Genomic DNA, 24,321 nt, shown 5'->3' with positions numbered 1-24,321 from the left:
ATACTGATGAACTGCGTGATCGGGACAGTCTTACATCTTCGTCAGGATGTCGACGGCGAACACCAGCGTGGAGTTCTTCGGGATGCCCTGCTTCTCCTCGTTGCCGAACGCCTCGGACGGCGGGGCGACGATGAGGACGCGGCTGCCGACCTTCTTGCCGACGAGACCGTCCTTGAGGCCCTTCAGCGTGAGCTGCGCGAGCGGGAAGTTCGTGGGCTTGCCGGTGGTGTAGGTCGAGTCGAAGACCTTGCCGTCCTTCCAGAGGGCGGCGACGTAGTTCACGACGACCGTGTCGGTGGCCTTGACGACCTCGCCCTTGGACTCGAGCACGTAGTTCGAGACGAGCTTGGTCGGCGGGGCGACCTTGGGGACGGTCAGCGAGGGCGCCTTGCCGTCGGTGTTCGTCCCGACCTTCGGCAGGTCCTTGTTGTCCTGCGCGACCGGCGTGCCGGTGGCGGACTTCGGAATGGTGACCGACTTCAGGATGTCCACGACGAAGACGAGGGTGGCGTTGGGCTTGATGCTCGGCGGCGAGCCGGCCTCGCCGTATCCGAGCTCCGGCGGGATGCCCACCTCGATGCGGCTGCCGACCTTCTGCCCTTCGAGGGCCTGCTCCCAGCCCTTGATGACCTGTCCGGCGCCCAGCGTGACGTCGAACGGCTGACCGCGGTCGAAGCTGTTGTCGAAGGGGGTGGTGGAGTCCCAGGCCTGGCCCAGGTAGTTCACCTGGAGCGCGTCGCCCTTCTTCGTCACCGGGCCGTCGCCCTCGCTGATGACGTTGACCTTCAGTTCCTTGGGCGGGTCGCCCTCGCCCTTGGAGAGGGTCGGCTTCTCGCCGAACTTGACCCCCGCGGTGATGGCGGGCAGCCCGTTCTTCATCGAGGCGGAATCGGAGCCCTTGTCGTCGCTGCCGCACGCCGCTGTCGAGAGCAGCAGCAGCGGGACGACGAGAAGGCCGGCAAGTCGGCGCACGTGTTCCTCAGATCTCAGACGGCACAGTAGTTGTGCCGACACTCTAGGCGGTCCTCCTGTCACGTCGAGGGCCCCGCACGCCAAACCGTGCGGGGCCCTGCGGCTCGTGTGCGCCGGTCCTACATTCCGGCGATCAGCTTTTCCACCCGGTCGTCGACGGAGCGGAACGGGTCCTTGCACAACACGGTGCGCTGTGCCTGGTCGTTGAGCTTGAGGTGGACCCAGTCGACGGTGAAGTCCCGGCGCTGCTCCTGCGCGCGGCGGATGAAGTCGCCGCGGAGTCGCGCCCGGGTGGTCTGCGGGGGCACCGACTTGCCCTCGAAGATCTTCATGTCGTTGCAGATCCGGGCCGCCTGCCCGTTCTTCTGCAGGAGGTAGTAGAGCCCGCGGCGGCGGTGGATGTCGTGGTACGCGAGGTCTATCTGAGCGACTCGCGGGTTCGACATGGTCATGTTGTGCTTGGCCCGGTACCGCTCGATGAGCCGGTGCTTCATGACCCAGTCGATCTCGGTCTCGATGCGGTCGAGCCGCTCGCTCTCGATGGCGTCGAGCGTGCGGCCCCACAGTTCCAGGACCTGGGCGACGGTGCCGGTGCGGATGCCGCGCCGGTCGACGAAGTCGACGGCCTTGTCGTAGTACTCGCGCTGGACCTCCAGGGCGGAGGCCTCGCGGCCGCTGGCGAGCCGGACCTTGCGCTGGCCCGTGATGTCGTGGCTGACCTCGCGGATCGCCCGGATCGGGTTCTCCAGGGTCAGGTCGCGCATCACGGTGCCGGCCTCGATCATGCGGAGCACCAGGTCGGTGGCGCCGACCTTGAGCAGCATGGTCGTCTCGGACATGTTCGAGTCGCCGACGATGACGTGGAGGCGGCGGTAGCGCTCGGCGTCGGCGTGCGGCTCGTCCCGGGTGTTGATGATGGGCCGCGAGCGGGTCGTGGCGGAGCTGACGCCCTCCCAGATGTGCTCGGCACGCTGGGAGACGCAGAAGACCGCACCACGCGGGGTCTGGAGGACCTTTCCCGCGCCGCAGATCAGCTGCCGGGTGACGAGGAAGGGAATGAGAATGTCCGCGAGCCGGGAGAACTCCCCGTGGCGGGCGACGAGATAGTTCTCGTGGCAGCCGTAGGAGTTTCCGGCCGAGTCGGTGTTGTTCTTGAAGAGATAGACGTCGCCCGCGATTCCCTCCTCGTGCAGGCGGCGTTCGGCGTCGACGAGCAGGCCCTCGAGAATGCGCTCGCCTGCCTTGTCGTGGGTGACCAGTTCGGTCACGTCGTCGCATTCCGGTGTGGCATATTCCGGATGCGAACCCACGTCCAGGTACAGGCGGGCGCCGTTCCGCAGGAAGACATTGCTGCTGCGGCCCCATGACACGACACGGCGGAAGAGGTAGCGCGCCACTTCGTCAGGAGACAGTCGGCGCTGTCCCCTGAACGTGCACGTGACGCCGTACTCGTTCTCCAGCCCGAAAATGCGGCGGTCCATGTCTGAACATTACGCCTGACGGCGTGTGATGAAACCGGGTTGGGCGTTCCCGTTTCGATCATTTTCCGATCAGTGCGTGTTCTTTTCGGTGTGTACGGGGGTGGGGTCGCCCGCGCTGACGGCGTGTCGCGCGGCGGGCCCCGCCGGGGACACGGGCGCGTCGAGGACACGGCCGGTGGCGAGGAGGACGAGGAAGGCGATGAGGCCGCCCACTCCGGCCACGGCGAATCCGGCGACGGTCCCGGCGAGTTCGACGGCGGGACCCGCGACCGCGGAGCCGAGGGCGGAGCCGACGCCGAACGTGGTGACGAGCCAGGAGAAGGCCTCGGTGACGGTGCCGGCCGGGGCGTGCCGGTCGACGACGATGAACGCACAGGCGAGGGCGGGGGCGAGGAAGACGCCCGAGAGGACCGAGAGGCCGGTCATGGCGGCCGGACCGGGGGTCAGGGTGAGCGGCAGGTAGCAGACCGCGAGGAACAGGACGAGGACCCGCAGCCGCTTCTCGGGCGCCCCGGCCCACGGGCGGGCGCCGTAGGCGACGCCGCCGAGGAGCGCGCCGAGGCCGAGGGCGGCCATCAGCCAGCCGTAGACGGAGGGGGTGCCCGCGTCGTCGGCGTAGGAGAGGGCGGCGACGGTGATGGAGCCGAGGGCGATGCCGACGAAGAAGAAGGAGCCGAGGAGGGCGAGGAGGCCGGGCGAGCGCAGGGCGCCCAGCCAGTGGGCCTCGCGGGGCGCGGAGCGCCAGGTGCGGGAGGGCTCGGAGAGGACCACGGCGAGGGCGCCGAGGACGCCGAGGACGTTGATGACGAGGAGCGCGGCGGCGGGCGACCAGAGCGAGACGAGGAGGGTCAGCAGGAGCGGCCCGACGGTGAACATGACCTCCTGGGCGACCGCGTCGAGGGCGTAGGCGCGGTGGACCCGGTCCTCGCGGCCGAGGACGCTCGGCCAGAGGGCGCGCAGTCCGCCCTCCAGGGGCGGGGTGAAGAGACCCGCGAGGACGACGGCCGCGTAGGCGACGGCGAGGTTGCCGATGCCGGTGAGGGCCAGCAGGACCATGCCGAGGGCGGAGAGGACCGCGGCGGGCAGCTGGACGCGCGGCTGGCCCTTGAGGTCGACGGCGCGGCCGAGGAGGGGCTGGCCTACGGCGGTGGCGACGCCGTAGGCCGCGATGAGGCCGCCGGCGAGGGTGTAGCTGCCGCCCTGGTCGCGGACGAACAGGGTCAGGGCGATGGGTCCGACGCCGTTGGGCAGGCGCCCGACGAGCGTGCCGGTGAGCAGCCGGGCGGCGTGCGGTGCCCGGAGTATGTCGAGATAGCCGCCGTGTGCCGTGGCCTCGGTGGCCATGTCGGTCTCCCCTCGCCCTCGGACCCCGCCGAGGTTTTACGTATAACGTCAGGCGTTATACGTACCATGGCGGTGGTACGCGGGTCCACCCCGCGCCCGGGGAGCGACCGGGTACTGTCCGGATTCCACCCGACGTACCGCAGCGCCCGAGCACGGCGGTGCGGACGAGAACCGTCCGACGCGGAGGCTTGTGTGCAGACCCCGGAGCCGCTCGGCGGCACGCGCCCGACCAGCCGGGACGTCGCCCGGGAGGCCGGCGTCTCGCAGGCCACCGTGTCGCTCGTCCTCGGCGACAAGTGGCGCGGGCGCGTCTCGGAGCGCACGGCCGACGCCGTACGGGAGGCGGCGCGGAGCCTCGGCTACCGCCCCAACCTCGCCGCCCGCAACCTCCGCCTCGGCCACACGCGGACGGCCCTGCTCGTCGTCCCGGCGCTGACCAACGAGTTCTTCGCCCGCGTCTACACGGGTGCGGCGACCGTCGCCGCCCGGCACGGCTTCGGCGTCGTCCTGTACCCCTCGCCCGACGGCGTCGGCCCCGCCAGGGATCCCTTCGCCTCGGCCCGGGCGGCCCTCGACGGGATCATCGCCTCCTCGATGGCCTCGGACGCCCTCAAGGCCTTCCGGGGCACCGACCTGCCCCTGGTCATGCTCGACAGCGACCCCGCCGACACCGGCGCCGCGGCCCACGTCAACCTCGACATCGCGGACGGCATGCGCCAGGTCACGGGCCACCTGCTCGCCCTCGGCCACCGGCGCTTCGTGCACCTCGCCTCGGCCGTGCCGTCCTGGACCTTCGACGTCCGCGCCGCCGCGCTCGGCGAGGCCCTCGCCGGCGTGTCGGTACGGACCGTCCGCGCGCCCCTGGACGTGCACGGCGCCATGGCCGCCACCGAGCGCGCCCTCGCGGCGCCAGGACCGCGCCCCACCGCCCTCGTGTGCGACGACGACATCCTCGCCGCGGGCGCCTGCAAGGCCCTGCGGCGCCTGGGACTGCGAGTCCCCGAGGACGTCTCGGTCACCGGCTTCGACGACCTCGCGCTCGCGACCGCCGTCGAACCGGAGCTGACGACCGTCTCGCTGCCCGCGGAGCGCATCGGCGAGCAGGGCATGGCGGCCCTCCTGGCCGTCCTCGCCGGCGAACCGCCGCGGCCGGACGACCTCCCGGTCACCCTGGTCCCCCGCGGCTCCTCGGGGCCAGCACCGGCCGCCTGAGCCACGAACCCCGGAAACGCCGAGGGGCCCCGGTCCGCTCGCGCGCACCGGGGCCCCTCGGGCAGGTCCTAGTCCTCGGGAGCCTCGTCCGAGGGCTCGTCCGTCTTCGCGATGGCCGCGTTGTCCGCCTCCAGGAGGCGGGACAGCTGGCGGCCGACGATCCGCTTGAACTTCCGCTGCTGCGGGCGCGTACGGTCCAGGACCGCCACCTCCAGGCGCTCCGCGGGGATCTCCCGCTCGCTGCCGTTGGTGTCCCGCGAGAGCGCCTGCACGGCCAGCTTCAGGGCCTCGGCCAGGGACATGCCGTCCCGGTGGCGCTGGTCCAGGAAGGAGCTGATCTGCTCCGCGTTCCCGCCGACCGCTACCGAGCCGTGCTCGTCCACGATCGAGCCGTCGTGGGGCAGCCGGTAGATCTGGTCGCCCTCCGGCTCGGTGCCGACCTCGGCGACGACCAGCTCCACCTCGTACGGCTTCTCCCCCGCGCTGGAGAAGATCGTGCCCAGGGTCTGGGCGTAGACGTTGGCCAGGCCGCGCGCGGTGACGTCCTCCCGGTCATAGGTGTAGCCGCGCAGGTCGGCGTAGCGCACGCCGCCGATGCGGAGGTTCTCGTACTCGTTGTACTTGCCGGCGGCGGCGAAGCCGATCCGGTCGTAGATCTCGCTGAACTTGTGCAGGGCGCGCGACGGGTTCTCGCCGACGAAGACGATGCCGTCGGTGTACTGGAGGACGACCAGGCTGCGGCCTCGGGCGATGCCCTTGCGGGCGTACTCCGCCCGGTCGGCCATGGCCTGCTGGGGTGAGACGTAGAACGGAGTGGACACCGGCGGTCCGTCCCTTTCTTCTGGGCTTCTACAGAGCGACGAGTGGTCAGAGCAGGGCGGCGCGCGGCCCGTCGGGCTGCTCGAGACGCCGCTCGGTGACCGACCTGGCCAGCTCGGAGGACTCGGCCTCGGTGAGCCTGCGGAAACCCTCCTCGGTGATGACGGTGACGAGCGGGAAGATCCGGCGGGCCATGTCGGGGCCACCGGTCGCCGAGTCGTCGTCCGCCGCGTCGTAGAGCGCCTGCACGACCAGGGTCGTGGCCTGCTGCTCGGTGAGGTCGGCGCGGTAGAGCTTCTTCATCGACCCGCGCGCGAAGATCGAGCCGGAGCCGGTGGCGGCGTATCCCTGCTCCTCGGAGCGGCCGCCGGTGACGTCGTAGGAGAAGATCCGGCCCTTCCCCTTGGCCTCGTCCCAGCCTGCGAAGAGCGGCACGACGGCGAGCCCCTGCATGGCCATGGAGAGGTTGCCACGGATCATGGTGGACAGGCGGTTCGCCTTGCCCTCCAGGGAGAGCGTGGCGCCCTCCACCTTCTCGAAGTGCTCCAGCTCCAGCTGGAACAGCTTGACCATCTCCACGGCGAGACCGGCGGTGCCGGCGATGGCGACCGCGGAGTACTCGTCGGCCGGGAAGACCTTCTCCATGTCGCGCTGCGCGATCATGTTGCCCATGGTGGCGCGCCGGTCGCCGGCGAGGACGACCCCGCCGGGGAACGTGACCGCCACGATGGTCGTGCCGTGCGGGGCGTCGAGGACGCCCTCCGGCAGCCTCCGGCGGCTCGGCAGCAGCTCCGGCGAGTGGTCCGCCAGGAAGTCCAGGAACGAGGACGATCCCGGCGTCAGGAAGGCCGCCGGCAGACGCCCGGTGCTACGAGGGTTGGCTTCCACGCGATTCCTTCCGGGTGGGAGAGTCGGCCCGCCGTGGGACGCACGGGTCGATCTTGGTTGCTGTGCACGGACCATACCCGTGCCGGTGCCTGTCATCCGTCCCCGGACCCACGGCTTTCTCCGGGGCTCCGGGGACGGAGGAGTAAAGGCACGAGAGGCGGCTACTCGCCGCCCTTCTGGACGAAGCTACGAACGAACTCCTCGGCGTTGGACTCGAGGACGTCGTCGATCTCGTCCAGCACGGAGTCCACGTCGTCGCTCAGCTTCTCCTGGCGCTCCTGGAGGTCGGAGTTCGCCTCCGTGGTGGTCTCCTCGACCTCCTCCGTGGAACGCGTCGCCTTCTGCTGTCCGCCGCCGGTGTCCTTGGTCGCCATATCCCTCACCCCGCTCGAATCGGCCCGCTCGGTTGAGTCCGTACAAGATCAGACCCTATAGGTCGGGTCCGACTTCGGCCCCGTGGTTTCCACAACGCCCGGGCACTGTTTCCATGATTCCCAGCGCCGGGGTATTTCAGGCCCTCGTCGGGCCCCCGATCATCCGCCGGACAGCACGCGGACGAGTTCCTCCGCCGTGCGGCAGCGGTCCAGGAGCGCCTTCACATGGGCCTTCGTGCCGCGCAGCGGCTCCATGGTCGGGACGCGCTGGAGCGAGTCCCGGCCCGGCAGGTCGAAGATCACCGAGTCCCAGGAGGCCGCGGCGACGTCGTCGGCGTACTGCTCCAGGCAGCGGCCCCGGAAGTAGGCCCTGGTGTCCTCCGGAGGCGCCGTCTCGGCCTGCCGCACCTCGGTCTCGTCCAGGAGCCGCTTCATGCGTCCGCGGGCCACCAGACGGTTGTACAGGCCCTTCTCGGGCCGCACGTCCGCGTACTGGAGGTCCACGAGGTGCAGGCGGGCCGCGTCCCACTCCAGGTTGTCCCGGCGCCGGTAGCCCTCCATGAGCTCCCGCTTGGCGATCCAGTCGAGCTCGCCGGCGAGGCTCATCGGGTCGTTCTCGAGCCGGTTGAGGGTGTCCTCCCAGCGCGTGAGGACGTCCTTCGTCTGCTCGTCCGCGTCCGAGCCGTACCGCTCCTCCACGTACTTCCTGGCCAGCTCGAAGTACTCCATCTGCAGCTGGACCGCGGTGAGCGTCCGGCCGCTGCGGAGCGTGACCAGGTACTGGAGGGTCGGGTCGTGCGAGACCTGGTGGAGCGTCCTGACCGGCTGGTCGACGGCGAGGTCCACGGTGATGAACCCGTCCTCGATCATCGACAGGACCAGCGCGGTCGTGCCGAGCTTGAGGTAGGTCGAGATCTCCGAAAGGTTCGCGTCACCGATGATCACGTGCAGGCGGCGGTACCTCTCGGCGTCCGCGTGCGGCTCGTCGCGCGTGTTGATGATGGGGCGCTTGAGGGTGGTCTCCAGACCCACCTCGACCTCGAAGTAGTCGGCGCGCTGACTGATCTGGAAGCCGTTCTCCCGGCCGTCCTGGCCGATGCCGACCCGGCCCGCACCGGTCACGACCTGGCGGGAGACGAAGAAGGGGGTCAGGTGGCGCACGATGTCCGAGAAGGGGGTCTCCCGCTTCATCAGGTAGTTCTCGTGCGTGCCGTAGGAGGCGCCCTTGTTGTCGGTGTTGTTCTTGTAGAGGTGGATCGGCTGGGCCCCGGGGAGCTGGGCGGCACGGACGGCCGCCTCCGCCATGATCCGCTCGCCGGCCTTGTCCCAGAGGACGGCGTCGCGCGGATTGGTGACCTCCGGCGAGCTGTACTCGGGGTGGGCGTGGTCCACGTAGAGGCGTGCCCCGTTGGTGAGGATCACGTTCGCGAGGCCGATGTCCTCGTCGGTGAGCTGGCTGGAGTCCGCGACCTCGCGGGCGAGGTCGAAGCCGCGGGCGTCCCGCAGCGGATTCTCCTCCTCGAAATCCCAGCGGGCGCGGCGCGCCCGGTGCATCGCCGCCGCGTAGGCGTTGACGATCTGGGACGAGGTGAGCATGGCATTGGCGTTCGGGTGTCCCGGGACGGAGATCCCGTACTCCGTCTCGATGCCCATTACTCGCCGTACGGTCATGCGGCCCTCCTTGCCCGGCGTCGCTCACAGTGCGCGACTCGGCGTTACCGAAGAGCCTAGAGCGGCTCAGCGCTGGTGGGGAGATCACTTGCGGTATTTCCTGTGCCGCCGGGAGAAACCCGTGCCGCCGGGAGAAATACCGGACGGAATGCGCCGGCTGCGGATGCCCGGTTTCCGGACATCCGCAGCCGGTGTGCGTTTTACAGGTACTGACCGGTGTTGGCCACCGTGTCGATGGAGCGTCCCGTGTCCGCGCCCTGCTTTCCGGTGACAAGGGTGCGGATGAAGACGATCCGCTCGCCCTTCTTTCCGGAGATCCTGGCCCAGTCGTCGGGGTTGGTGGTGTTGGGCAGGTCCTCGTTCTCCTTGAACTCGTCCACGCACGCCTGGAGGAGGTGGGAGACCCGGATGCCCTTCTGGTTGTGGTCGAGGAAGGCCTTGATGGCCATCTTCTTGGCCCGGTCGACGATGTTCTGGATCATCGCGCCGGAGTTGAAGTCCTTGAAGTAGAGGACTTCCTTGTCGCCGTTGGCGTACGTGACTTCGAGGAAGCGGTTCTCCTCGGATTCCGCGTACATCTGCTCGACGACCGACTGGATCATTCCGTGGGCGGCGGCGGCCTTGGAGCCGCTGTGCTCGGAGATGTCGTCCGTGTGGAGCGGCAGGGTGGCCGTGAGGTACTTCGCGAAGATGTCCTTCGCGGCCTCCGCGTCCGGACGCTCGATCTTGATCTTGACGTCGAGCCGGCCGGGCCGCAGGATCGCGGGGTCGATCATGTCCTCGCGGTTGGAGGCGCCGATGACGATGACGTTCTCCAGGCCCTCCACACCGTCGATCTCGGCGAGCAGCTGCGGGACGATGGTGTTCTCCACGTCCGAGCTGACACCGGATCCGCGGGTGCGGAAGAGGGATTCCATCTCGTCGAAGAAGACGATGACGGGGGTGCCCTCGCTCGCCTTCTCCCTCGCACGCTGGAAGACGAGGCGGATGTGCCGCTCGGTCTCGCCGACGTACTTGTTGAGGAGCTCGGGCCCCTTGATGTTGAGGAAGTAGGACTTCCCCGCGGGCTGACCGGTCACCTCGGCGACCTTCTTGGCCAGCGAGTTGGCCACGGCCTTCGCGATCAGCGTCTTGCCGCAGCCCGGCGGCCCGTAGAGCAGGATGCCCTTGGGCGGTCGGAGTTCGTGCTCCTTGAAGAGGTCGGGGTAGAGGTACGGGAGCTCGACCGCGTCGCGGATCAGCTCGATCTGGTTGCCCAGACCGCCGATCTTGTCGTAGTCGACGTCCGGGACCTCTTCCAGAACGAGCTCTTCGACCTCGCTCTTGGGGATGACCTCGTAGACGTAGCCCGACCTCGCGTCGAGCAGCAGGGCGTCGCCGGGGCGGATGGTGACGTCCAGCAGAGGCTCGGCGAGCCTCACCACCCGTTCCTCGTCGGTGTGCCCGACCACCAGAGCGCGCTCGCCGTCCTCGAGGATCTCCTTGAGGGTGACGATGTCGCCGGCGCGCTCGTACTCCATGGCCTCGACCACGTTGAGCGCTTCGTTGAGCATGACTTCCTGGCCACGCCTGAGCTCTTCGAGCTCGACGCTGGGGCTCACGTTCACCCGGAGCTTGCGGCCCCCGGTGAAGATGTCGCACGTGCCGTCCTCATTGGCCTGCAGGAAGACACCGAAGCCGGCCGGCGGCTGTGCGAGCCGGTCGACCTCCTCCTTGAGGGCCACGATCTGGTCGCGGGCCTCACGGAGCGTATTGGCGAGCCGCTCGTTCTGCGCGGACACGCCGGCCAGGTTCGTCTGCAGCTCGACGATCCGCTCTTCGAGAATCCTCGTGTGTCGCGGAGAGTCGGCGAGCTTGCGGCGCAGGACGGCGATTTCCTGCTCGAGATAGGCAACCTGTCCGGCGGGGTCTTCAGACCCCCGTCCGGGCCGGATGCCGCGGTTGATGTCGTCGTCGTGGGCTGCCACGGTCCTCACCTCCTCCAAGGGGAGCTGGACGCTTCCTGACCCTACCTGCGTGGGTGGTGATTGAAACCCCTAGATCAAAAAGACTCCGGGCCGTGTCCGATCTTCACCCTTGCGGTTCCCCTCTCGCCAGGGGAATACCCACCCTTTCGCCGTCTGAAAGCGGGCGGTTGTATCGTCGTCATGGGCCAACACCCTTCAGAGGTGGCCCGACTTACCCGCGCGAAGCAGAAACGGCAGGAGAAATGACCGTGCAGAACGAGGCCCCGGCGACGGGCGTCGAAGAGGCCCTGGAGGTCTGGATCGACCAGGACCTGTGCACCGGGGACGGGATCTGCGCGCAGTACGCTCCCGAGGTCTTCGAGCTGGACATCGACGGGCTCGCGTATGTGAAGAGCGCCGACGACGAGCTGCTCCAGCACGGCGGGGCGACGACCCCGGTGCCGCTGCCGCTGCTCCAGGACGTCGTGGACTCCGCGAAGGAGTGCCCGGGCGACTGCATTCACGTGCGCAGGGTCGCCGACAAGGTCGAGGTGTACGGCCCCGACGCGGAGTGACGGGTCAGACGCTCCGCGCCTCGGCAGGGGCGGAGCGGACGAAGGCACCGCCCTGCCACGCCCAGCTGACCTGCTCCTTCTCGTCGGGGCAGCACCTGGGCACGTCGAGGGACGAGTAGCCGACCAGCGTGGCGCGCACCGCTCCGTCGCGTACGGCGAGCGCGGTGACGTTCTGGTGCCGGCCGGGATCCAGGAGCGTGGCCACCACGCGCGCGGGGGCGCTCGCGCCCTTGCCGCGGGTGAGGACGTAGATCCCGCTCGGCGGGGTGCCGGAGCCGGCTTCGCAGTGCACGACCGCAACGGTCTCCGGGTTTCCGTCGCCGTCGAGGTCCCCGGAGACGCGCTTCGCGATCTTGTGGGGGCCTCCCCCGCACTCCAGGGGGTAGTCGGCCGTGGCGGCCTCCGGAGCGGGCGCGGGGCGCGGGGCGGCGGGGGCCGCGGTGGCTCCCGCGGGACCGGGCTGGAGCAGTCCGGCGAGGGCGACGACCGCGGCGGTCGCGGTGGCGGTCGCCAGCCAGTGCGCCGGCCTGGCGTGGGTGTGCGCGAGGTCAGGCAGATCCGCGGAATCCGGGACGGCGGAAGGCTGCACGCGAGACGTCTCCTGTAGGGCTGGGCGGAGGGTTTCGGGCATCGTGCCATACGTCACAGGGGGACGGAACAGTCGGGGTCTCACCGCGCGGAGCGGGCGGTCGTCGCGCGCGCCGGAGCCCGAACATGAGGACGCCGCCGCCGAGTTCCCACCCGTGGGCAGAAAAATCGGCGGCGGCGCGGAACAAATGTCGGGACGTCAGCCCTCGTGCGGGGCGTGAGCCCTGCGTCTGGACGTCGGCATCGGTACTGGGGCGGGCCCCGTTTCAGGACTCAGCCCTTGTTGGGGCCTTCGTAGTCCTCGCCGTACGCGCCCTTGGCGGGGCGGCGGCGGCGCATCGGGGGCTCGACGCCGTCCGCGAGTCGGCGGGCGGTGACGAGGAAGCCGGTGTGGCCGATCATGCGGTGATCGGGCCGGACGGCGAGGCCCTCGACGTGCCAGTTGCGGATCATGGACTCCCACGGCTGCGGCTCGGCGTAGCAGCCGAACTCGCGGATGGACTCCACGGTGCGCGCGAGCTGGGTGGTGGTCGCCACGTAGCAGCACAGGATGCCGCCGGGGACGAGGGCCTTGGAGACGGCCTCCAGGCACTCCCAGGGGGCCAGCATGTCCAGGATGACGCGGTCGACGTCCGTGTCGGACAGGTTGTCCTGGAGGTCGCCGACGGTCAGCTGCCAGGCCGGGTGGGGGCCGCCGAAGTAACGCTCGACGTTGCCCTTCGCGATCTCGGCGAAGTCCTCGCGGCGCTCGTAGGAGTGCAGCATGCCGCTGTCGCCGATGGCGCGGAGCAGGAAGCTGCTGAGCGAGCCGGAGCCCACACCCGCCTCGACGACGCGTGCGCCGGGGAAGATGTCGGCGAAGGCGAGGATCTGTCCCGCGTCCTTCGGGTAGACCACGGCGGCGCCGCGGGGCATGGACAGGACGTAGTCGGGGAGCAGGGGGCGCAGCGCGAGGTAGGCGACGTTTCCGGTGGTGCGGACAACGCTGCCCTCGGGGGCGCCGATCAGTTCGTCGTGCGGGAAAGAACCCTTGTGGGTGTGGAAGTTCTTTCCCTCTTCGAGCGTGAACGTGTAGTGACGGCCCTTGGGGTCGGTCAGCTGAACCTGGTCCCCGACCTTGAAGGGCCCGCGTCGGCGGGCGGCACCGGTCGGTTCGGACATGTGAGCACCTTATCAAGGGCCCAGGGTTACGAAGACGGTCGCGCCATGGCCTTGACGAAGGCGCGCTCGACGTCGGTGGTGGCGAGGACGCCGTAGATCTCGCCGGTCTCCTCGACGACCAGGTACTCCGTGGCGGGGCTGGCGCGGAGGTGGTCGAGGAGGGGCTGTCCGGCGAGCTCGGCGGGGACGCGCATGCCGTCGGCGAGGTCCTGGGCGAGGGTGCTGACGGCGACCCAGGGGCGGCGGTGCTCGGGGACGGCGGCGATGGCCGCCTCGCGGACGATGCCGGTGGGGTCGCCGACGCCGTCGACGACGACGAGGGCGCGGGCGCCGGAGTCGTTGGCGCGGCGGAGGGCCTCGGAGAGGGGGGTGGCGGGTTCGACGGGGATGGCGCGCCGGGTGAGGGTGCGGGCGCGGAGCTCGGGGAGGTGCTCGCGGAGCCGCGCCATGCGGAGGCTGTTGCCGGCGCCGGTCCAGATGATCGCGGCCAGGATGGCGGCGAGGAGGGCGTCGGTGACGGTGTTGAGGCCGCTGATGTCGTCGGTGGTGTTGCCGAGGATGCCGGTGCGGGTGAGCAGGGGCAGGCCGACGAGGACGAGGACGGCGAGGGCGCGGCCGGCCCAGGCGGCGGCGACGGTGCCGCTCATGGGCTTGCCGGTGATCTTCCAGACGACGGCGCGGAGCATGCGGCCGCCGTCGAGGGGGAGGCCGGGGAGCAGGTTGAAGGCGGCGACGATCAGGTTGGAGATCATCAGGCCGGCGAGGAGGACGCCGGGGACGGTTCCGGGCTCGACGGCGTACAGGGAGAGGTAGAACACGCCGGCGAGGACGAGGGAGAAGAGCGGGCCGACGAAGGCGAGGACGAACTCGCGGCCGGGGGTCTCGGTCTCCTTCTCGATCTCGGAGACGCCGCCGAAGAACTGGAGCTGGATGCGGCGCACGGGCAGCTTGAAGCGGAGCGCGGCGATCGTGTGGGCCAGTTCGTGGACGAAGACGGAGGCGTAGAAGGCGACGGCGAAGAAGAGGGAGACGAGATAGCGGGCGGCGCCGAGCTCGGGCAGGACCCGTTCGATCTGGTCGCCGAAGACCCAGGTGATGAGGGCGGCGACCAGGAACCAGCTGGGTGCGACGTAGACGGGCACGCCGAAGGGGCGGCCCATGAGGATCCCGCCGCCGGGCTCCTCGGTCCGCTGCGGCTTGCGCTCGTCCTGGTTCACGGGTTCCTTTCGTCGCGACGGGTGACCCACGTCGGTGCGTCACGGTTCGATCATGCAGTGCGACGGGGTCCCAGGTCGATGGTATTCCGCTCGCTGTCGGTGGCGGGTCGTAGGGTCTGTGGCATGAGTACGAGCGAGCAGGTGCCGGCGGAGCCCCGGGCGCCCATGTCGTTGTCGCCGTCGCGGGCGAGCGATTTCATGCAGTGTCCGCTGCTGTACCGGTTCCGGGTGATCGACCGGCTGCCGGAGAAGCCGAGTGCGGCGGCGACGCGGGGCACTCTGGTGCACGCGGTGCTCGAGCGGCTCTTCGACGACGAGGCGGCGGAGCGGACGGCGCCGCGGGCGAAGGCGATGGTTCCGGGGCAGTGGGAGCGACTCCTGGAGTCGAAGCCGGAGCTGGGCGAGCTGTTCGCGGAGGACCCGGAGGGCGAGCGGCTCGCGGGCTGGCTCGGCGAGGCGGAGCGGCTGGTCGAGCGGTGGTTCACGCTGGAGGATCCGACGCGGCTCGAACCGGCCGAGCGCGAGCTGTTCGTGGAGACGGAGCTGGACTCGGGGCTGCGGCTGCGCGGAGTGATCGACCGGGTCGACGTGGCGCCGTCGGGTGACGTGCGGATCGTCGACTACAAGACGGGCAAGGCGCCCCGGCCCGAGTACCGCGAGGGCGCGCTGTTCCAGATGACGTTCTACGCGCTGGTGGTGTGGCGCCTGCGGCAGGTGCTGCCGCGGCGGTTGCAGCTGGTCTACCTGGGCAGTGGGGACGTGCTGACGTACGACCCGGTGGAGGCGGACCTGCTGCGGGTGGAGCGGAAGCTCCTGGCACTGTGGGACGCGATCCGGCTGGCGACCGAGACGGGCGACTGGCGGCCGCGGCCGACGAAGCTGTGCGGCTGGTGCGACCATCAGGAGGTCTGTCCGGAGTTCGGCGGGACTCCCCCGGTGTATCCACTGAAGATCGTTTCCGCGCGCCCGCCGGAGTCGGGCGAATCCGGGCAGGGCAGAATGGACCCGGCGCCGCCGGCCCCGTGACGGCGGCGCACCTCGTGAGCCCGGCCCGCCCTCTGAAGGAGCCCTTGTGACGATCCGCGTCCTCCTGGTCGACGATCAGCCGCTGCTGCGCACCGGCTTCCGGATGATTCTGGAGGCGGAGCAGGACATCGCGGTGGTGGGCGAGGCCGGTGACGGTCTCCAGGCGCAGGAGCAGGTGCGCGCGCTCCAGCCGGACGTGGTGCTGATGGACATCCGCATGCCGCGGATGGACGGCGTGGAGGCGACCCGGCAGATCACCGGTCCGGGTCGGGACGGTCCGGCGAAGGTGCTCGTGCTGACCACGTTCGATCTGGACGAGTACGTGGTGGAGGCGCTGCGGGCGGGGGCGAGCGGCTTCCTGCTGAAGGACGCCCCGGCGAACGAGCTGGTGCAGGCGATCCGCGTGGTGGCGGCGGGCGAGGCGATGCTGGCGCCGTCGATCACGCGCCGGCTGCTCGACAAGTACTCGGCGCATCTGCCGACGGGCGAGGAGCAGGTCCCGGACACGCTGAGCACCTTGACCGATCGCGAGGTCGAGGTGCTGAAGCTGGTGGCGCGGGGCCTGTCGAACGCGGAGATCGCGGCGGATCTGTTCGTCAGCGAGACGACGGTGAAGACGCACGTGGGCCATGTGCTGACGAAGCTGAGCCTGCGGGACCGGGTGCAGGCCGCGGTGTACGCGTACGAGAGCGGTCTGGTGCGGCCCGGCGGCAACCAGTAGCGCGGTCGCGCCGCCGACGAGGTGCGGCGAGGGGCCCGGTGCGCGTGTCGCGCGCCGGGCCCCTCGTCGTTTCACCTGTGCCAGGGCTGCCTCAGGGCCGTCTCCGGGCTTCCTGGGAGCCGGCTCAGCCCTTCTTGAGCTCCCAGAAGCGGAACACGGTCGAGGCGTCGAGGGTCCATTCGAGGCCGGTGACGTCGTCGCGGGCGACCGCGTACTGCTTGCCCTGCCAGAGCGGGAGGATCGGGACCTGCTCGGCGACGATGTCCTGGAGCTGCCCGTACTCGTCGGCGGTGGCGGCGCGATCGGCGAGCGCGGCGGTCTTCGGGAGGATGCCGCCGGTGATGGCGGTGTTCTCGTAGTGGTTGCCGAGGACGTTGCCCTCGCCGAAGAAGGGGGCGGTGAAGTTGTCGGCGTCGGGGTAGTCGGGGACCCAGCCCTTGACGTAGACGCCGTACTTGCCGGCCGCGATGTCCTTCTCGTACTGGTCGAAGGCGACGGACTTGACGTCGGCGTCGAAGAGGCCGCTGGCGTTGAGCTGGCCGGCGATGGCCTTGAGCTCCTGGTCGGTGGCCGGGCCGTAGCGGCTGGGCGTGGACCAGAGGGTGAGCTTCACCTTGTCGGTGATGCCGGCGTCGCGCAGGGCCTTCTTCGCCTTGGCCTTGTCGGGGCTGCCGTAGGCGTCGAAGAAGGCGGTGTTGTGGCCGGCGACGCCTGCCGGGACGATCGAGTAGAGCGGCGTGGCCGTCGACTTGTAGACGTCCTCGACGAGGGCCTCGCGGTTGACGAGCTGGGCGATGGCCCGGCGGACGCCGAGCTTGCCGACGACGGGGTCCTTCATGTTGAAGACGAGGTGCTGGACCTCGGCGCTGCTGCCCTGCGTGACCTCGAAGCCCCGGTCGTCGGTGGTGTCGGAGGCTTCGAGGGCGGCGATGTCGTCGGCGGAGAGGCCTCGGTAGGCGACGTCGAGGTCGCCGTCGGCGAGGGCCTTGGAGAGGGCCGCGCGGTCCCCGCCGTAGAGCTTGAGGGTGACGGCGTCGTTCTTGGGCTTGGCGGAGCCCCGGTAGCCGCCGTTGGCGGAGAAGGTGGCCTCGGTCTCGCTGATGGAGTCCAGCTTGTAGGGGCCGGAGCCGGTCGCCTTGCCGTCGGTGCGCAGGGCGTCGGCGGGGTAGTCCCGGTGGTCGACGATGGAGCCGGCGCCGGAGGCGATCTTGCTGGGGAAGGTGGCGTCCGGGACCTTGAGGCGGAAGACGACGGTCCGCTCGTCGGGGGTCTCGATGGAGTCGATCGTGGAGAGCAGCGGCGCGGGACCGGACGGGTCGGCGATCCTGAGGGCCCGCTCGAAGGAGAACTTGACGTCCTTCGAGGTGAGCGGGTTGCCGTTGGAGAAGGTGAGGCCGTCCCTGAGGGTGCAGGTGTAGACCTTGCTGCCGGCGGCGAAGCCGCACTTGTCGGCGGCCTCGGGCTCGGGCGCGGAGCTGCCCTTGGGGAAGGCCAGCAGGGACTGGAAGACGTTGTTGAACAGCAGCCAGGAGCCGGGGTCGTAGCCGGCCGCCGGGTCGGTGGCGAGGATCTCGTCGGACATGCCGACGCGTATGCCGCCGCCCGAGCCGGCGCCCCCGCCCTGCTCGGTGCCGCAACCGCTGAGGAGGGCGGCGGACAGTCCCGCGGCGAGCGGGGCGGTCAGCCACTTGTTGTGTGCCTTCACAGAACTTGCCTCTTGATCTCTTGCCAGGCCGGCCGCGCGCTGGTGCGCGGCCGGTGTAACCGATCCAGTCGAGGGGGTTATGCGGTGCCGCGGCCCAGTTCCCAGAGCAGCAGGTCGGACGAGGTGTTGAGCGCGTACTCGACTCCGGTGAGGTCGTCGCGCGCGGCCACGTACTGCTTGCCCTGCCACAGCGGCAGGACGGGTACGTCCTCGGCGACGATCTTCTGGATCTGCTCGTAGACGGGGCTGGCGGCGGTGCGGTCGGCCTGGCGGCGCGACCGCGGGATGAGCTGGTCGCGGACGACCTTGTTGACGTACGGGGTGTTGAGGAAGTTGTCGCTGTCGAGGAACGGAGCGATGTAGTTGTCCGGGTCCGGGTAGTCCGGGAACCAGCCGAGGCCGTAGACGGCGTAGTCGCCGCGCTTCTGGGCCGGTCGGAAGGTGGACCACTCCGCGCCGCGGGTGGTGGCGTCGAAGAGGCCGCTGGCGACGAGCTGCTTCTTGAGCGCCTCGAACTCCTGGGCCGTCTCGGCACCGTAGTGGTCGGTGGTGTAGTTGAGGGTCACCTTGACCGGGGTCGTGACGCCGGCGTCCTTGAGGATCTTGGCGGCGCGCTGGGTGTCGGGGTCGCCGTACGCGTCGTAGAAGGGGGTCGCGTGGCCGGTGATGCTGGAGGGGATCAGCGAGTAGAGCGGCTGGGCGGTGGGGCCGTAGACGCCGTTGACGAGAGCGCCCCGGTCGACGACGGCGGCCATGGCCTGGCGCACGGCCTTCTCCTTGACGGAGGGGGCCTTGGTGTTGAAGCCGAGGTAGCGGATCTCCAGACCGGGGACCTCGGTGACCCGGATGCTCTCCTTGGGGGTCTCGGTGAGGTCCTTGATCTGCTTCTGCGACAGGGAGCGGGCCATCATGTCGATGTCGTCGCTCTCCAGGGCCTTGCCCATGGCGCCGGCGTCGGCGAAGGCGCGCAGTTCGACCTTGTCGTTGCGCGGGACGATGTCGCCCTTGTACTTCGGGTTCTTGGTGAAGACGAAGCGGGCGGCCTTCTCGCCCTCACGCTCGACCTTCATGGTGTACGGGCCCGAGCCGTCGACGTCGAAGCCGTCACGGAGCTTCCCTGCGGCGTACTTGTCCTTGCTGAGGATGCCGGCGACCGGGGTGGCCAGCTTGTACGGGAAGGTGGCGTCCGGCGCCTTGAGGTGGAAGACGACCTCGTCGGCGCCCTTGGTCTCGACGGTGTCGACGTTGGAGAGCAGCGCGGCCGTTCCGTTGTCCGACTTGATCCGCAGGACGCGCTCGATGGAGTACTTGACGTCCTCGGCGGTGACCGGCGTGCCGTCGGCGAAGGTGAGGCCGGAGCGGAGCTTGCAGCGGTAGCTCTCGCTGGCCTTGTCGGAGAAGCCGCAGGTCTGGGCGGCCTCGGGGACGGGCTCGCCGCCGCCGCGGGGCACGTGCAGCAGGGTCTGGACGGTCTGCCGCAGGATGTTCCAGGTGCCGGTGTCGTAGGCGAAGGCCGGGTCGAGGGGGGCGGGGGCGTCCCCGGTCGCGATGAACTGGTCCGTGGTGCCGACAACGATGGCTCTGCCGTCCTCGGCTCCGCCACAGGCGGCGAGCAGGGGGGTCAGCAGTACGGCCGCGGCGGGCAGCACCAGGGTCTTGCGGTTCATCAGGGACGTTCTCCTCATCCGGCACTGGGATGCAGTGGTCTGTGGACACTCCGCCGCCGGCCGCCCGGTCGGGGCGGGAGCGATCGGGCCGGGTGTTGCGATCGGTCCTGTGTTCACGGCGACTTGGGTATGCGCCGGTGCACGCGGTTATGCGGCGAAGTACTCGGAAAAGATTAGTGGGCGCCGCCGCTATTGCCCGACCGCGGGCAGGCTCGGGGGTAATCGCACGGTGATCGGAATGCGGGAGGCTCGATAGTCATGCGGCGCCGTGATGCGGACGGGGACCCTCGAACCGGGACACATGGGATCGGCGAAACCAGGCGATTCCGGGCGCGAAACGCGACCAGGCCACCCACCGTCGAGCACTCTGGGTGACGAAGGTCACGTGGAGGCTTTATCGGTGAATGGCCTGGGTGATTTCTGCGCGTGAAAGCGCATTCAACGGAGAAAGCTCAGAAGAAGCTCAGATTCCGGTGATCAGAGTGCGCAGGAAGGGCACGTCGACTTCCTCCAGCGAACGCACGACGACCCGGCCGGGAGAGGGCGCGATCGGGGCGACGGAGGGCACCGCGACGACCCGGCAGCCCGCCGCTTCCGCAGCCGCCACACCGGTCGCCGTGTCCTCGATGACGGCGCACAGGGTCGGGTCGGCGCCCACGCCGCGCGCGGCCGTCAGGTAGGGCTCGGGGTGCGGCTTGGTGCGGACGACCTCGTCCCCGGCGACGGTGAGCGCGAAGCGGTCCCGGCCGAGCGAGGCGAGGATCCGGTCGATGATCCGCCGGTGCGAGGCGGAGACCAGGGCGGTGGGGATGTTGTGCCGGGCCAGCTCGGCGAGGAGACGCTCGGCGCCGGGCATGAGCGGGACGCCCCGCCCGATGCGCTGCTCGAACTTCTCGTTGAGCAGGACCGTCAGCTCCTCGATGGTGATGTCGGCGCCGGTGGACTCGATGAGGTAGCCCGCGCTGCGGGTCATCGGGCCGCCGACGACGATGTCGCGCCAGGCCTCGTCCAGCCGGTGCCCGAGATCGGCGAAGACCTCCACCTCGGCGTCCCACCAGAACCCCTCCGTGTCGACGAGGGTCCCGTCCATGTCGAGGAAGACCGCCTGCAGCGCGGAGCTTCCGTTCGTGCGGAACAGGGACGCGGGGACCGTACTGGTCATCCGGCACACCTTCCTTGGAGGGACGAGAAGGCCGGCCTCCCTCCCCGGTACGGGGAGGAGGACCGGCCTGCACTGGACCGACAAGTGTACGTCTCGATCAGCGGCGACGCCGAGATTTACGCCCGGTCGTCGCCGCGACGGTCGCTGTCGTCGCCACACCGGTGGGCGTAGTCGCCTCGCCGGTCGTCGTCGCCACACCGGTAGGCGTAGTCGCCTCGCCGGTCGGCGTCGCCGCCTCCGGAGACGGTCACCGTGCGTTGAAGTACTTCGCCTCGGGGTGATGGATCACGATGGCGTCGGTCGACTGCTCGGGGTGGAGCTGGAACTCCTCCGACAGGTGCACACCGATCCGCTCCGGCTGCAGCAGGTCCGCGATCTTCGCGCGGTCCTCCAGGTCGGGGCAGGCCCCGTACCCGAGGGAGAAGCGCGCGCCCCGGTACTTGAGGTCGAACATGTCCTCGACCTTGGCCGGGTCCTCGCCGCCGAACCCGAGCTCGGCGCGGACCCGGGCGTGCCAGTACTCGGCCATGGCCTCGGCGAGCTGGACGGACAGGCCGTGGAGCTCCAGGTAGTCGCGGTAGGAGTCGGACGCGAAGAGCTTGGCCGTGGCCTCGCCGATCTTCGAGCCGACGGTGACGACCTGGAGGCCGACGACGTCGGTCTCGCCGGACTCCTCCGGGCGGAAGAAGTCCGCGAGGCACAGGCGGCGGCCCCGGCGCTGGCGCGGGAAGGTGAAGCGGGTCCGCTCGTTGCCCGCCTCGTCGAGGATGATCAGGTCGTCGCCCTTGGAGACGCAGGGGAAGTACCCGTAGACCACGGCCGCTTCGAGCAGGTTCTCGGTGTGCAGCTTCTCCAGGAGGCCCCGCAGCCGCGGCCGGCCCTCGCTCTCGACGAGCTCCTCGTACGTGGCTCCGCCCGCGCGGGCCTGCTTGAGGCCCCACTGCCCCTTGAAGAGGGCGCCCTCGTCGAGCCAGGAGGCGTAGTCCTTGAGCGGGATGCCCTTGACCACGCGGGTGCCCCAGAACGGCGGGGTGGGGACGGGGTTGTCGACGGCCACGTCGGAGCGGCCGCCGGGCTCCTCCGGCTCCTCCACCTGGAGGGCCGGCGTGTCGCGCTTGGCGACGCGGCGCGGCTTGAGCTCGGGCAGGGCGGCTCCGGGGACGCCGCGCTTGACGGAGATGAGGGCGTCCATGAGGCGCAGGCCCTCGAAGGCGTCGCGGGCGTACCGCACCTCGCCCTGGTAGATCTCGTGGAGGTCCTGCTCGACGTAGGCCCGGGTGAGGGCCGCGCCGCCGAGGATCACGGGGTACTTGGCCGCCAGCTCGCGCTGGTTCAGCTCCTGGAGGTTCTCCTTCATGATCACGGTGGACTTCACCAGGAGACCCGACATGCCGATGACGTCGGCCCGGTGCTCCTCGGCGGCCTCCAGGATCGCGGAGACGGGCTGCTTGATGCCGATGTTGACGACGTTGTAGCCGTTGTTGGAGAGGATGATGTCGACGAGGTTCTTGCCGATGTCGTGGACGTCGCCGCGGACGGTGGCGAGGACGATGGTGCCCTTGCCCTCGGCGTCCGACTTCTCCATGTGCGGTTCGAGGTGGGCGACCGCGGTCTTCATGACCTCGGCCGACTGGAGCACGAACGGCAGCTGCATCTGGCCGGAGCCGAAGAGCTCGCCCACGGTCTTCATGCCGTCGAGGAGGGTCTCGTTGACGATGTCGAGGGCCGGCCGCGAGGTGAGGGCCTCGTCGAGGTCCGCCTCCAGGCCGTTCTTCTCGCCGTCGATGATCCGGCGCTTGAGCCGCTCGTCGAGCGGCAGCGCGAGGAGCTCCTCGGTCTTGCCGGCCTTCATCGACTTGGTGTTGACGCCCTCGAAGAGCGCCATCAGCTTCTGCAGCGGGTCGTAGGCGGGTTCGTCCCCCTGCTGGGGGCGTCGCCGGTCGTAGATCAGGTCGAGAGCGGTCGTGACCTGCTCGTCGTCGAAGCGGGCGATCGGCAGGATCTTCGAGGCGTGCACGATCGCCGAGTCGAGACCGGCCTTCACGCACTCGTCGAGGAAGACCGAGTTGAGGAGGATGCGCGCGGCCGGGTTGAGGCCGAAGGAGATGTTCGACAGGCCGAGCGTGGTCTGGACGTCCGGGTGGCGCCGCTTCAGCTCGCGGATCGCCCCGATCGTGGCGATGCCGTCCTTGCGCGACTCCTCCTGACCGGTGCAGATGGTGAAGGTCAGGGTGTCGATGAGGATGTCCGACTCGTGGATGCCCCAGTTGCCGGTGAGGTCGTCGATGAGCCGCTCGGCGATGGCGACCTTGTGCTCGACGGTACGGGCCTGGCCCTCCTCGTCGATGGTGAGCGCGATGAGCGCGGCACCGTGCTCCTGCGCCAGGCGGGTGACCTTGGCGAAGCGGGACTCGGGGCCGTCGCCGTCCTCGTAGTTCACCGAGTTGATGACGGCCCGGCCGCCGAGCTTCTCCAGGCCGGCCTGGATGACGTCGACCTCGGTGGAGTCGAGGACGATCGGCAGGGTGGAGGCGGTGGCGAAGCGGCCGGCCAGCTCCTCCATGTCGGCGACGCCGTCGCGGCCGACGTAGTCCACGCAGAGGTCGAGCATGTGCGCGCCCTCGCGGATCTGGTCGCGGGCCATCTCGACGCAGTCGTCCCAGCGGGCTTCGAGCATGGCATCGCGGAACTTCTTCGAGCCGTTGGCGTTCGTCCGCTCGCCGATCGCCATGTACGCGGTGTCCTGGCGGAACGGCACGGTCTGGTAGAGCGAGGCGGCGCCGGGCTCGGGGTGGGGAGTGCGCTCGGGGGGCGTGACGCCCTGCACGCGCTCGACGACGTGGCGCAGGTGCTCGGGCGTCGAGCCGCAGCAGCCGCCGATCAGCGACAGGCCGTAGTCGCGGACGAAGTTCTCCTGGGCGTCGGCCATCTCCGGCGGCGTCAGCGGGAAGTACGCGCCGTCCTTGGTCAGCACGGGCAGGCCGGCGTTGGGCATGCACATCAGGGGCGTACGCGAGTGACGGGCGAGGTAGCGCAGGTGCTCGCTCATCTCGGCCGGACCGGTGGAGCAGTTCAGGCCGATCATGTCGATGCCGAGCGGCTCCAGGGCGGTCAGCGCCGCACCGATCTCCGAGCCGAGCAGCATGACGCCCGTGGTCTCGAAGGCGAGCGAACAGATCAGCGGGACGTCCACGCCCAGGGCGTTCATCGCCCGGCGCGCGCCGATCAGGCTCGACTTGGTCTGGAGCAGGTCCTGGGTCGTCTCGACGATCAGGGCGTCGGCGCCGCCGGCCAGCAGGCCCTCGGCGTTCTGCTGGTAGCCGTCGCGCAGCACGTCGTACGTGGTGTGGCCGAGGGAGGGCAGCTTGGTGCCGGGGCCGATGGAGCCCAGCACCCAGCGCTGGCGGCCGTCCTTGGCGCCGTACTCGTCGGCGACCTCGCGGGCGATCCGGGCGCCGGCCTCGGAGAGCTCGAAGATGCGGTCGGCGATCTCGTACTCGCCGGCCGCCGAGTGGTTGGAGCCGAAGGTGTTCGTCTCGACGCAGTCGACGCCGACCTCGAAGTACGCCTCGTGGACCGAACGGACGATGTCGGGCCGGGTCACGTTCAGGATCTCGTTGCAGCCTTCGAGGTCCTGGAAGTCCTCGAGGGTGGGGTCCTGGGCCTGGAGCATGGTGCCCATGGCTCCGTCGGCGACGACCACTCGGGTGGCGAGTGCCTCACGGAGGGCTGCGGCGCGGTTCCGGCTGTCAGCGGAAGGGGTCGGCAACGAGGCCATGGATGAGCTCCCTG

At 69.9% G+C, this 24,321-nt stretch carries 19 protein-coding genes; 4 read left to right on the top strand and 15 right to left on the bottom strand.

Annotation, left to right across the window (positions count from 1 at the left end; all coding sequences use genetic code 11):
* Positions 1-30: 30 nt before the first annotated feature.
* The 3 genes from ACFC0G_RS27000 to ACFC0G_RS26990 form a co-directional block, all read right to left on the bottom strand.
* On the bottom strand, positions 31-972 hold the full coding sequence (locus tag ACFC0G_RS27000; protein WP_376407583.1) for an FKBP-type peptidyl-prolyl cis-trans isomerase: 942 nt from the start codon (positions 970-972) through the stop codon (positions 31-33).
* Between the two features lie 119 nt (positions 973-1,091).
* The gene (gene pafA, locus ACFC0G_RS26995; RefSeq protein WP_056650240.1) at positions 1,092-2,453 is read right to left on the bottom strand and encodes a Pup--protein ligase; all 1,362 of its coding nucleotides are present in this window, start codon (positions 2,451-2,453) and stop codon (positions 1,092-1,094) included.
* 69 nt (positions 2,454-2,522) lie between these two features.
* The gene (locus tag ACFC0G_RS26990) at positions 2,523-3,797 is read right to left on the bottom strand and encodes an MFS transporter (RefSeq protein ID WP_376407580.1); all 1,275 of its coding nucleotides are present in this window, start codon (positions 3,795-3,797) and stop codon (positions 2,523-2,525) included.
* 192 nt (positions 3,798-3,989) lie between these two features.
* On the opposite strand from ACFC0G_RS26990, the gene ACFC0G_RS26985 reads away from it, so the two are divergent.
* Complete coding sequence (locus ACFC0G_RS26985) at positions 3,990-5,009, top strand: LacI family DNA-binding transcriptional regulator (protein WP_376407578.1); 1,020 nt, start codon at positions 3,990-3,992, stop codon at positions 5,007-5,009.
* A 68-nt stretch (positions 5,010-5,077) separates the two neighbouring features.
* Here ACFC0G_RS26985 and prcA read toward each other — a convergent pair whose 3' ends face one another.
* The 5 genes from prcA to arc all read right to left on the bottom strand — a co-directional run bounded on the left by prcA (position 5,078) and on the right by arc (position 10,728).
* Positions 5,078-5,830, bottom strand: coding sequence for a proteasome subunit alpha (gene prcA, locus ACFC0G_RS26980; RefSeq protein ID WP_376407576.1), 753 nt, complete (start codon positions 5,828-5,830; stop codon positions 5,078-5,080).
* Between the two features lie 46 nt (positions 5,831-5,876).
* Complete coding sequence (gene prcB, locus ACFC0G_RS26975; RefSeq protein ID WP_376407574.1) at positions 5,877-6,716, bottom strand: proteasome subunit beta; 840 nt, start codon at positions 6,714-6,716, stop codon at positions 5,877-5,879.
* Between the two features lie 161 nt (positions 6,717-6,877).
* The gene (locus ACFC0G_RS26970; RefSeq protein ID WP_024755474.1) at positions 6,878-7,090 is read right to left on the bottom strand and encodes a ubiquitin-like protein Pup; all 213 of its coding nucleotides are present in this window, start codon (positions 7,088-7,090) and stop codon (positions 6,878-6,880) included.
* A 159-nt stretch (positions 7,091-7,249) separates the two neighbouring features.
* Complete coding sequence (dop, locus tag ACFC0G_RS26965) at positions 7,250-8,761, bottom strand: depupylase/deamidase Dop (protein ID WP_376407572.1); 1,512 nt, start codon at positions 8,759-8,761, stop codon at positions 7,250-7,252.
* 200 nt (positions 8,762-8,961) lie between these two features.
* On the bottom strand, positions 8,962-10,728 hold the full coding sequence (gene arc, locus ACFC0G_RS26960; protein ID WP_141298694.1) for a proteasome ATPase: 1,767 nt from the start codon (positions 10,726-10,728) through the stop codon (positions 8,962-8,964).
* 242 nt (positions 10,729-10,970) lie between these two features.
* Between arc and ACFC0G_RS26955 the strand changes: the two genes are divergently transcribed.
* Positions 10,971-11,282 carry a ferredoxin gene (locus ACFC0G_RS26955; RefSeq protein ID WP_376407569.1) on the top strand — a complete coding sequence of 104 codons (312 nt, stop codon included), beginning with the start codon at positions 10,971-10,973 and terminating at the stop codon, positions 11,280-11,282.
* Between the two features lie 4 nt (positions 11,283-11,286).
* On the opposite strand, the gene ACFC0G_RS26950 is transcribed toward ACFC0G_RS26955, so the two are convergent.
* The 3 genes from ACFC0G_RS26950 to ACFC0G_RS26940 form a co-directional block, all read right to left on the bottom strand.
* The gene (locus ACFC0G_RS26950; RefSeq protein WP_376407567.1) at positions 11,287-11,871 is read right to left on the bottom strand and encodes a hypothetical protein; all 585 of its coding nucleotides are present in this window, start codon (positions 11,869-11,871) and stop codon (positions 11,287-11,289) included.
* Positions 11,872-12,143: 272 nt separating this feature from the next.
* Positions 12,144-13,031, bottom strand: a complete 888-nt coding sequence (locus tag ACFC0G_RS26945) for a tRNA (adenine-N1)-methyltransferase (RefSeq protein WP_015032448.1) — start codon at positions 13,029-13,031, stop codon at positions 12,144-12,146.
* A gap of 26 nt (positions 13,032-13,057) precedes the next feature.
* Positions 13,058-14,191, bottom strand: a complete 1,134-nt coding sequence (locus tag ACFC0G_RS26940; RefSeq protein WP_376407627.1) for a site-2 protease family protein — start codon at positions 14,189-14,191, stop codon at positions 13,058-13,060.
* Positions 14,192-14,371: 180 nt separating this feature from the next.
* On the opposite strand from ACFC0G_RS26940, the gene ACFC0G_RS26935 reads away from it, so the two are divergent.
* Complete coding sequence (locus ACFC0G_RS26935; RefSeq protein ID WP_376407565.1) at positions 14,372-15,274, top strand: RecB family exonuclease; 903 nt, start codon at positions 14,372-14,374, stop codon at positions 15,272-15,274.
* Between the two features lie 46 nt (positions 15,275-15,320).
* Positions 15,321-15,995, top strand: a complete 675-nt coding sequence (locus ACFC0G_RS26930) for a response regulator (RefSeq protein ID WP_376407563.1) — start codon at positions 15,321-15,323, stop codon at positions 15,993-15,995.
* Positions 15,996-16,119: 124 nt separating this feature from the next.
* Here the strand turns inward: ACFC0G_RS26930 and ACFC0G_RS26925 are convergent, their stop codons facing one another.
* From ACFC0G_RS26925 to metH, 4 genes are all read right to left on the bottom strand, one after another.
* Positions 16,120-17,700: an ABC transporter substrate-binding protein gene (locus ACFC0G_RS26925; protein ID WP_376407561.1), complete on the bottom strand. Its 1,581-nt coding sequence runs from the start codon at positions 17,698-17,700 to the stop codon at positions 16,120-16,122.
* A 77-nt stretch (positions 17,701-17,777) separates the two neighbouring features.
* On the bottom strand, positions 17,778-19,367 hold the full coding sequence (locus ACFC0G_RS26920; RefSeq protein WP_376407559.1) for an ABC transporter substrate-binding protein: 1,590 nt from the start codon (positions 19,365-19,367) through the stop codon (positions 17,778-17,780).
* Between the two features lie 463 nt (positions 19,368-19,830).
* Positions 19,831-20,529 (bottom strand): HAD family hydrolase, encoded by a 699-nt coding sequence (locus ACFC0G_RS26915; RefSeq protein WP_376407557.1) that lies wholly within the window; start codon positions 20,527-20,529, stop codon positions 19,831-19,833.
* A gap of 247 nt (positions 20,530-20,776) precedes the next feature.
* Positions 20,777-24,307 carry a methionine synthase gene (gene metH / locus ACFC0G_RS26910; RefSeq protein WP_376407555.1) on the bottom strand — a complete coding sequence of 1,177 codons (3,531 nt, stop codon included), beginning with the start codon at positions 24,305-24,307 and terminating at the stop codon, positions 20,777-20,779.
* Between the last annotated feature and the right edge of the window lie 14 nt (positions 24,308-24,321).

It is taken from the genome of Streptomyces sp. NPDC056169, from assembly GCF_042268445.1.
GTDB lineage: Bacteria > Actinomycetota > Actinomycetes > Streptomycetales > Streptomycetaceae > Streptomyces.
The sequence above is the reverse complement of the archived record's forward strand: the minus strand, read 5'-3'. Positions and strand labels throughout refer to the sequence as shown.

Excerpts from the sequence above, each read along its gene's own strand:
- pafA (WP_056650240.1), bottom strand. The coding sequence starts at position 2,453 with ATGGACCGCCGCATTTTCGGGCTGGAGAACGAGTACGGCGTCACGTGC.
- ACFC0G_RS26990 (WP_376407580.1), bottom strand. The coding sequence starts at position 3,797 with ATGGCCACCGAGGCCACGGCACACGGCGGCTATCTCGACATACTCCGG.
- ACFC0G_RS26970 (WP_024755474.1), bottom strand. The coding sequence starts at position 7,090 with ATGGCGACCAAGGACACCGGCGGCGGACAGCAGAAGGCGACGCGTTCC.
- dop (WP_376407572.1), bottom strand. The coding sequence starts at position 8,761 with ATGACCGTACGGCGAGTAATGGGCATCGAGACGGAGTACGGGATCTCC.
- ACFC0G_RS26955 (WP_376407569.1), top strand. The coding sequence starts at position 10,971 with ATGACCGTGCAGAACGAGGCCCCGGCGACGGGCGTCGAAGAGGCCCTG.
- ACFC0G_RS26945 (WP_015032448.1), bottom strand. The coding sequence starts at position 13,031 with ATGTCCGAACCGACCGGTGCCGCCCGCCGACGCGGGCCCTTCAAGGTC.
- ACFC0G_RS26940 (WP_376407627.1), bottom strand. The coding sequence starts at position 14,191 with ATGGGCCGCCCCTTCGGCGTGCCCGTCTACGTCGCACCCAGCTGGTTC.
- ACFC0G_RS26935 (WP_376407565.1), top strand. The coding sequence starts at position 14,372 with ATGAGTACGAGCGAGCAGGTGCCGGCGGAGCCCCGGGCGCCCATGTCG.
- ACFC0G_RS26920 (WP_376407559.1), bottom strand. The coding sequence starts at position 19,367 with ATGAACCGCAAGACCCTGGTGCTGCCCGCCGCGGCCGTACTGCTGACC.
- ACFC0G_RS26915 (WP_376407557.1), bottom strand. The coding sequence starts at position 20,529 with ATGACCAGTACGGTCCCCGCGTCCCTGTTCCGCACGAACGGAAGCTCC.
- metH (WP_376407555.1), bottom strand. The coding sequence starts at position 24,307 with ATGGCCTCGTTGCCGACCCCTTCCGCTGACAGCCGGAACCGCGCCGCA.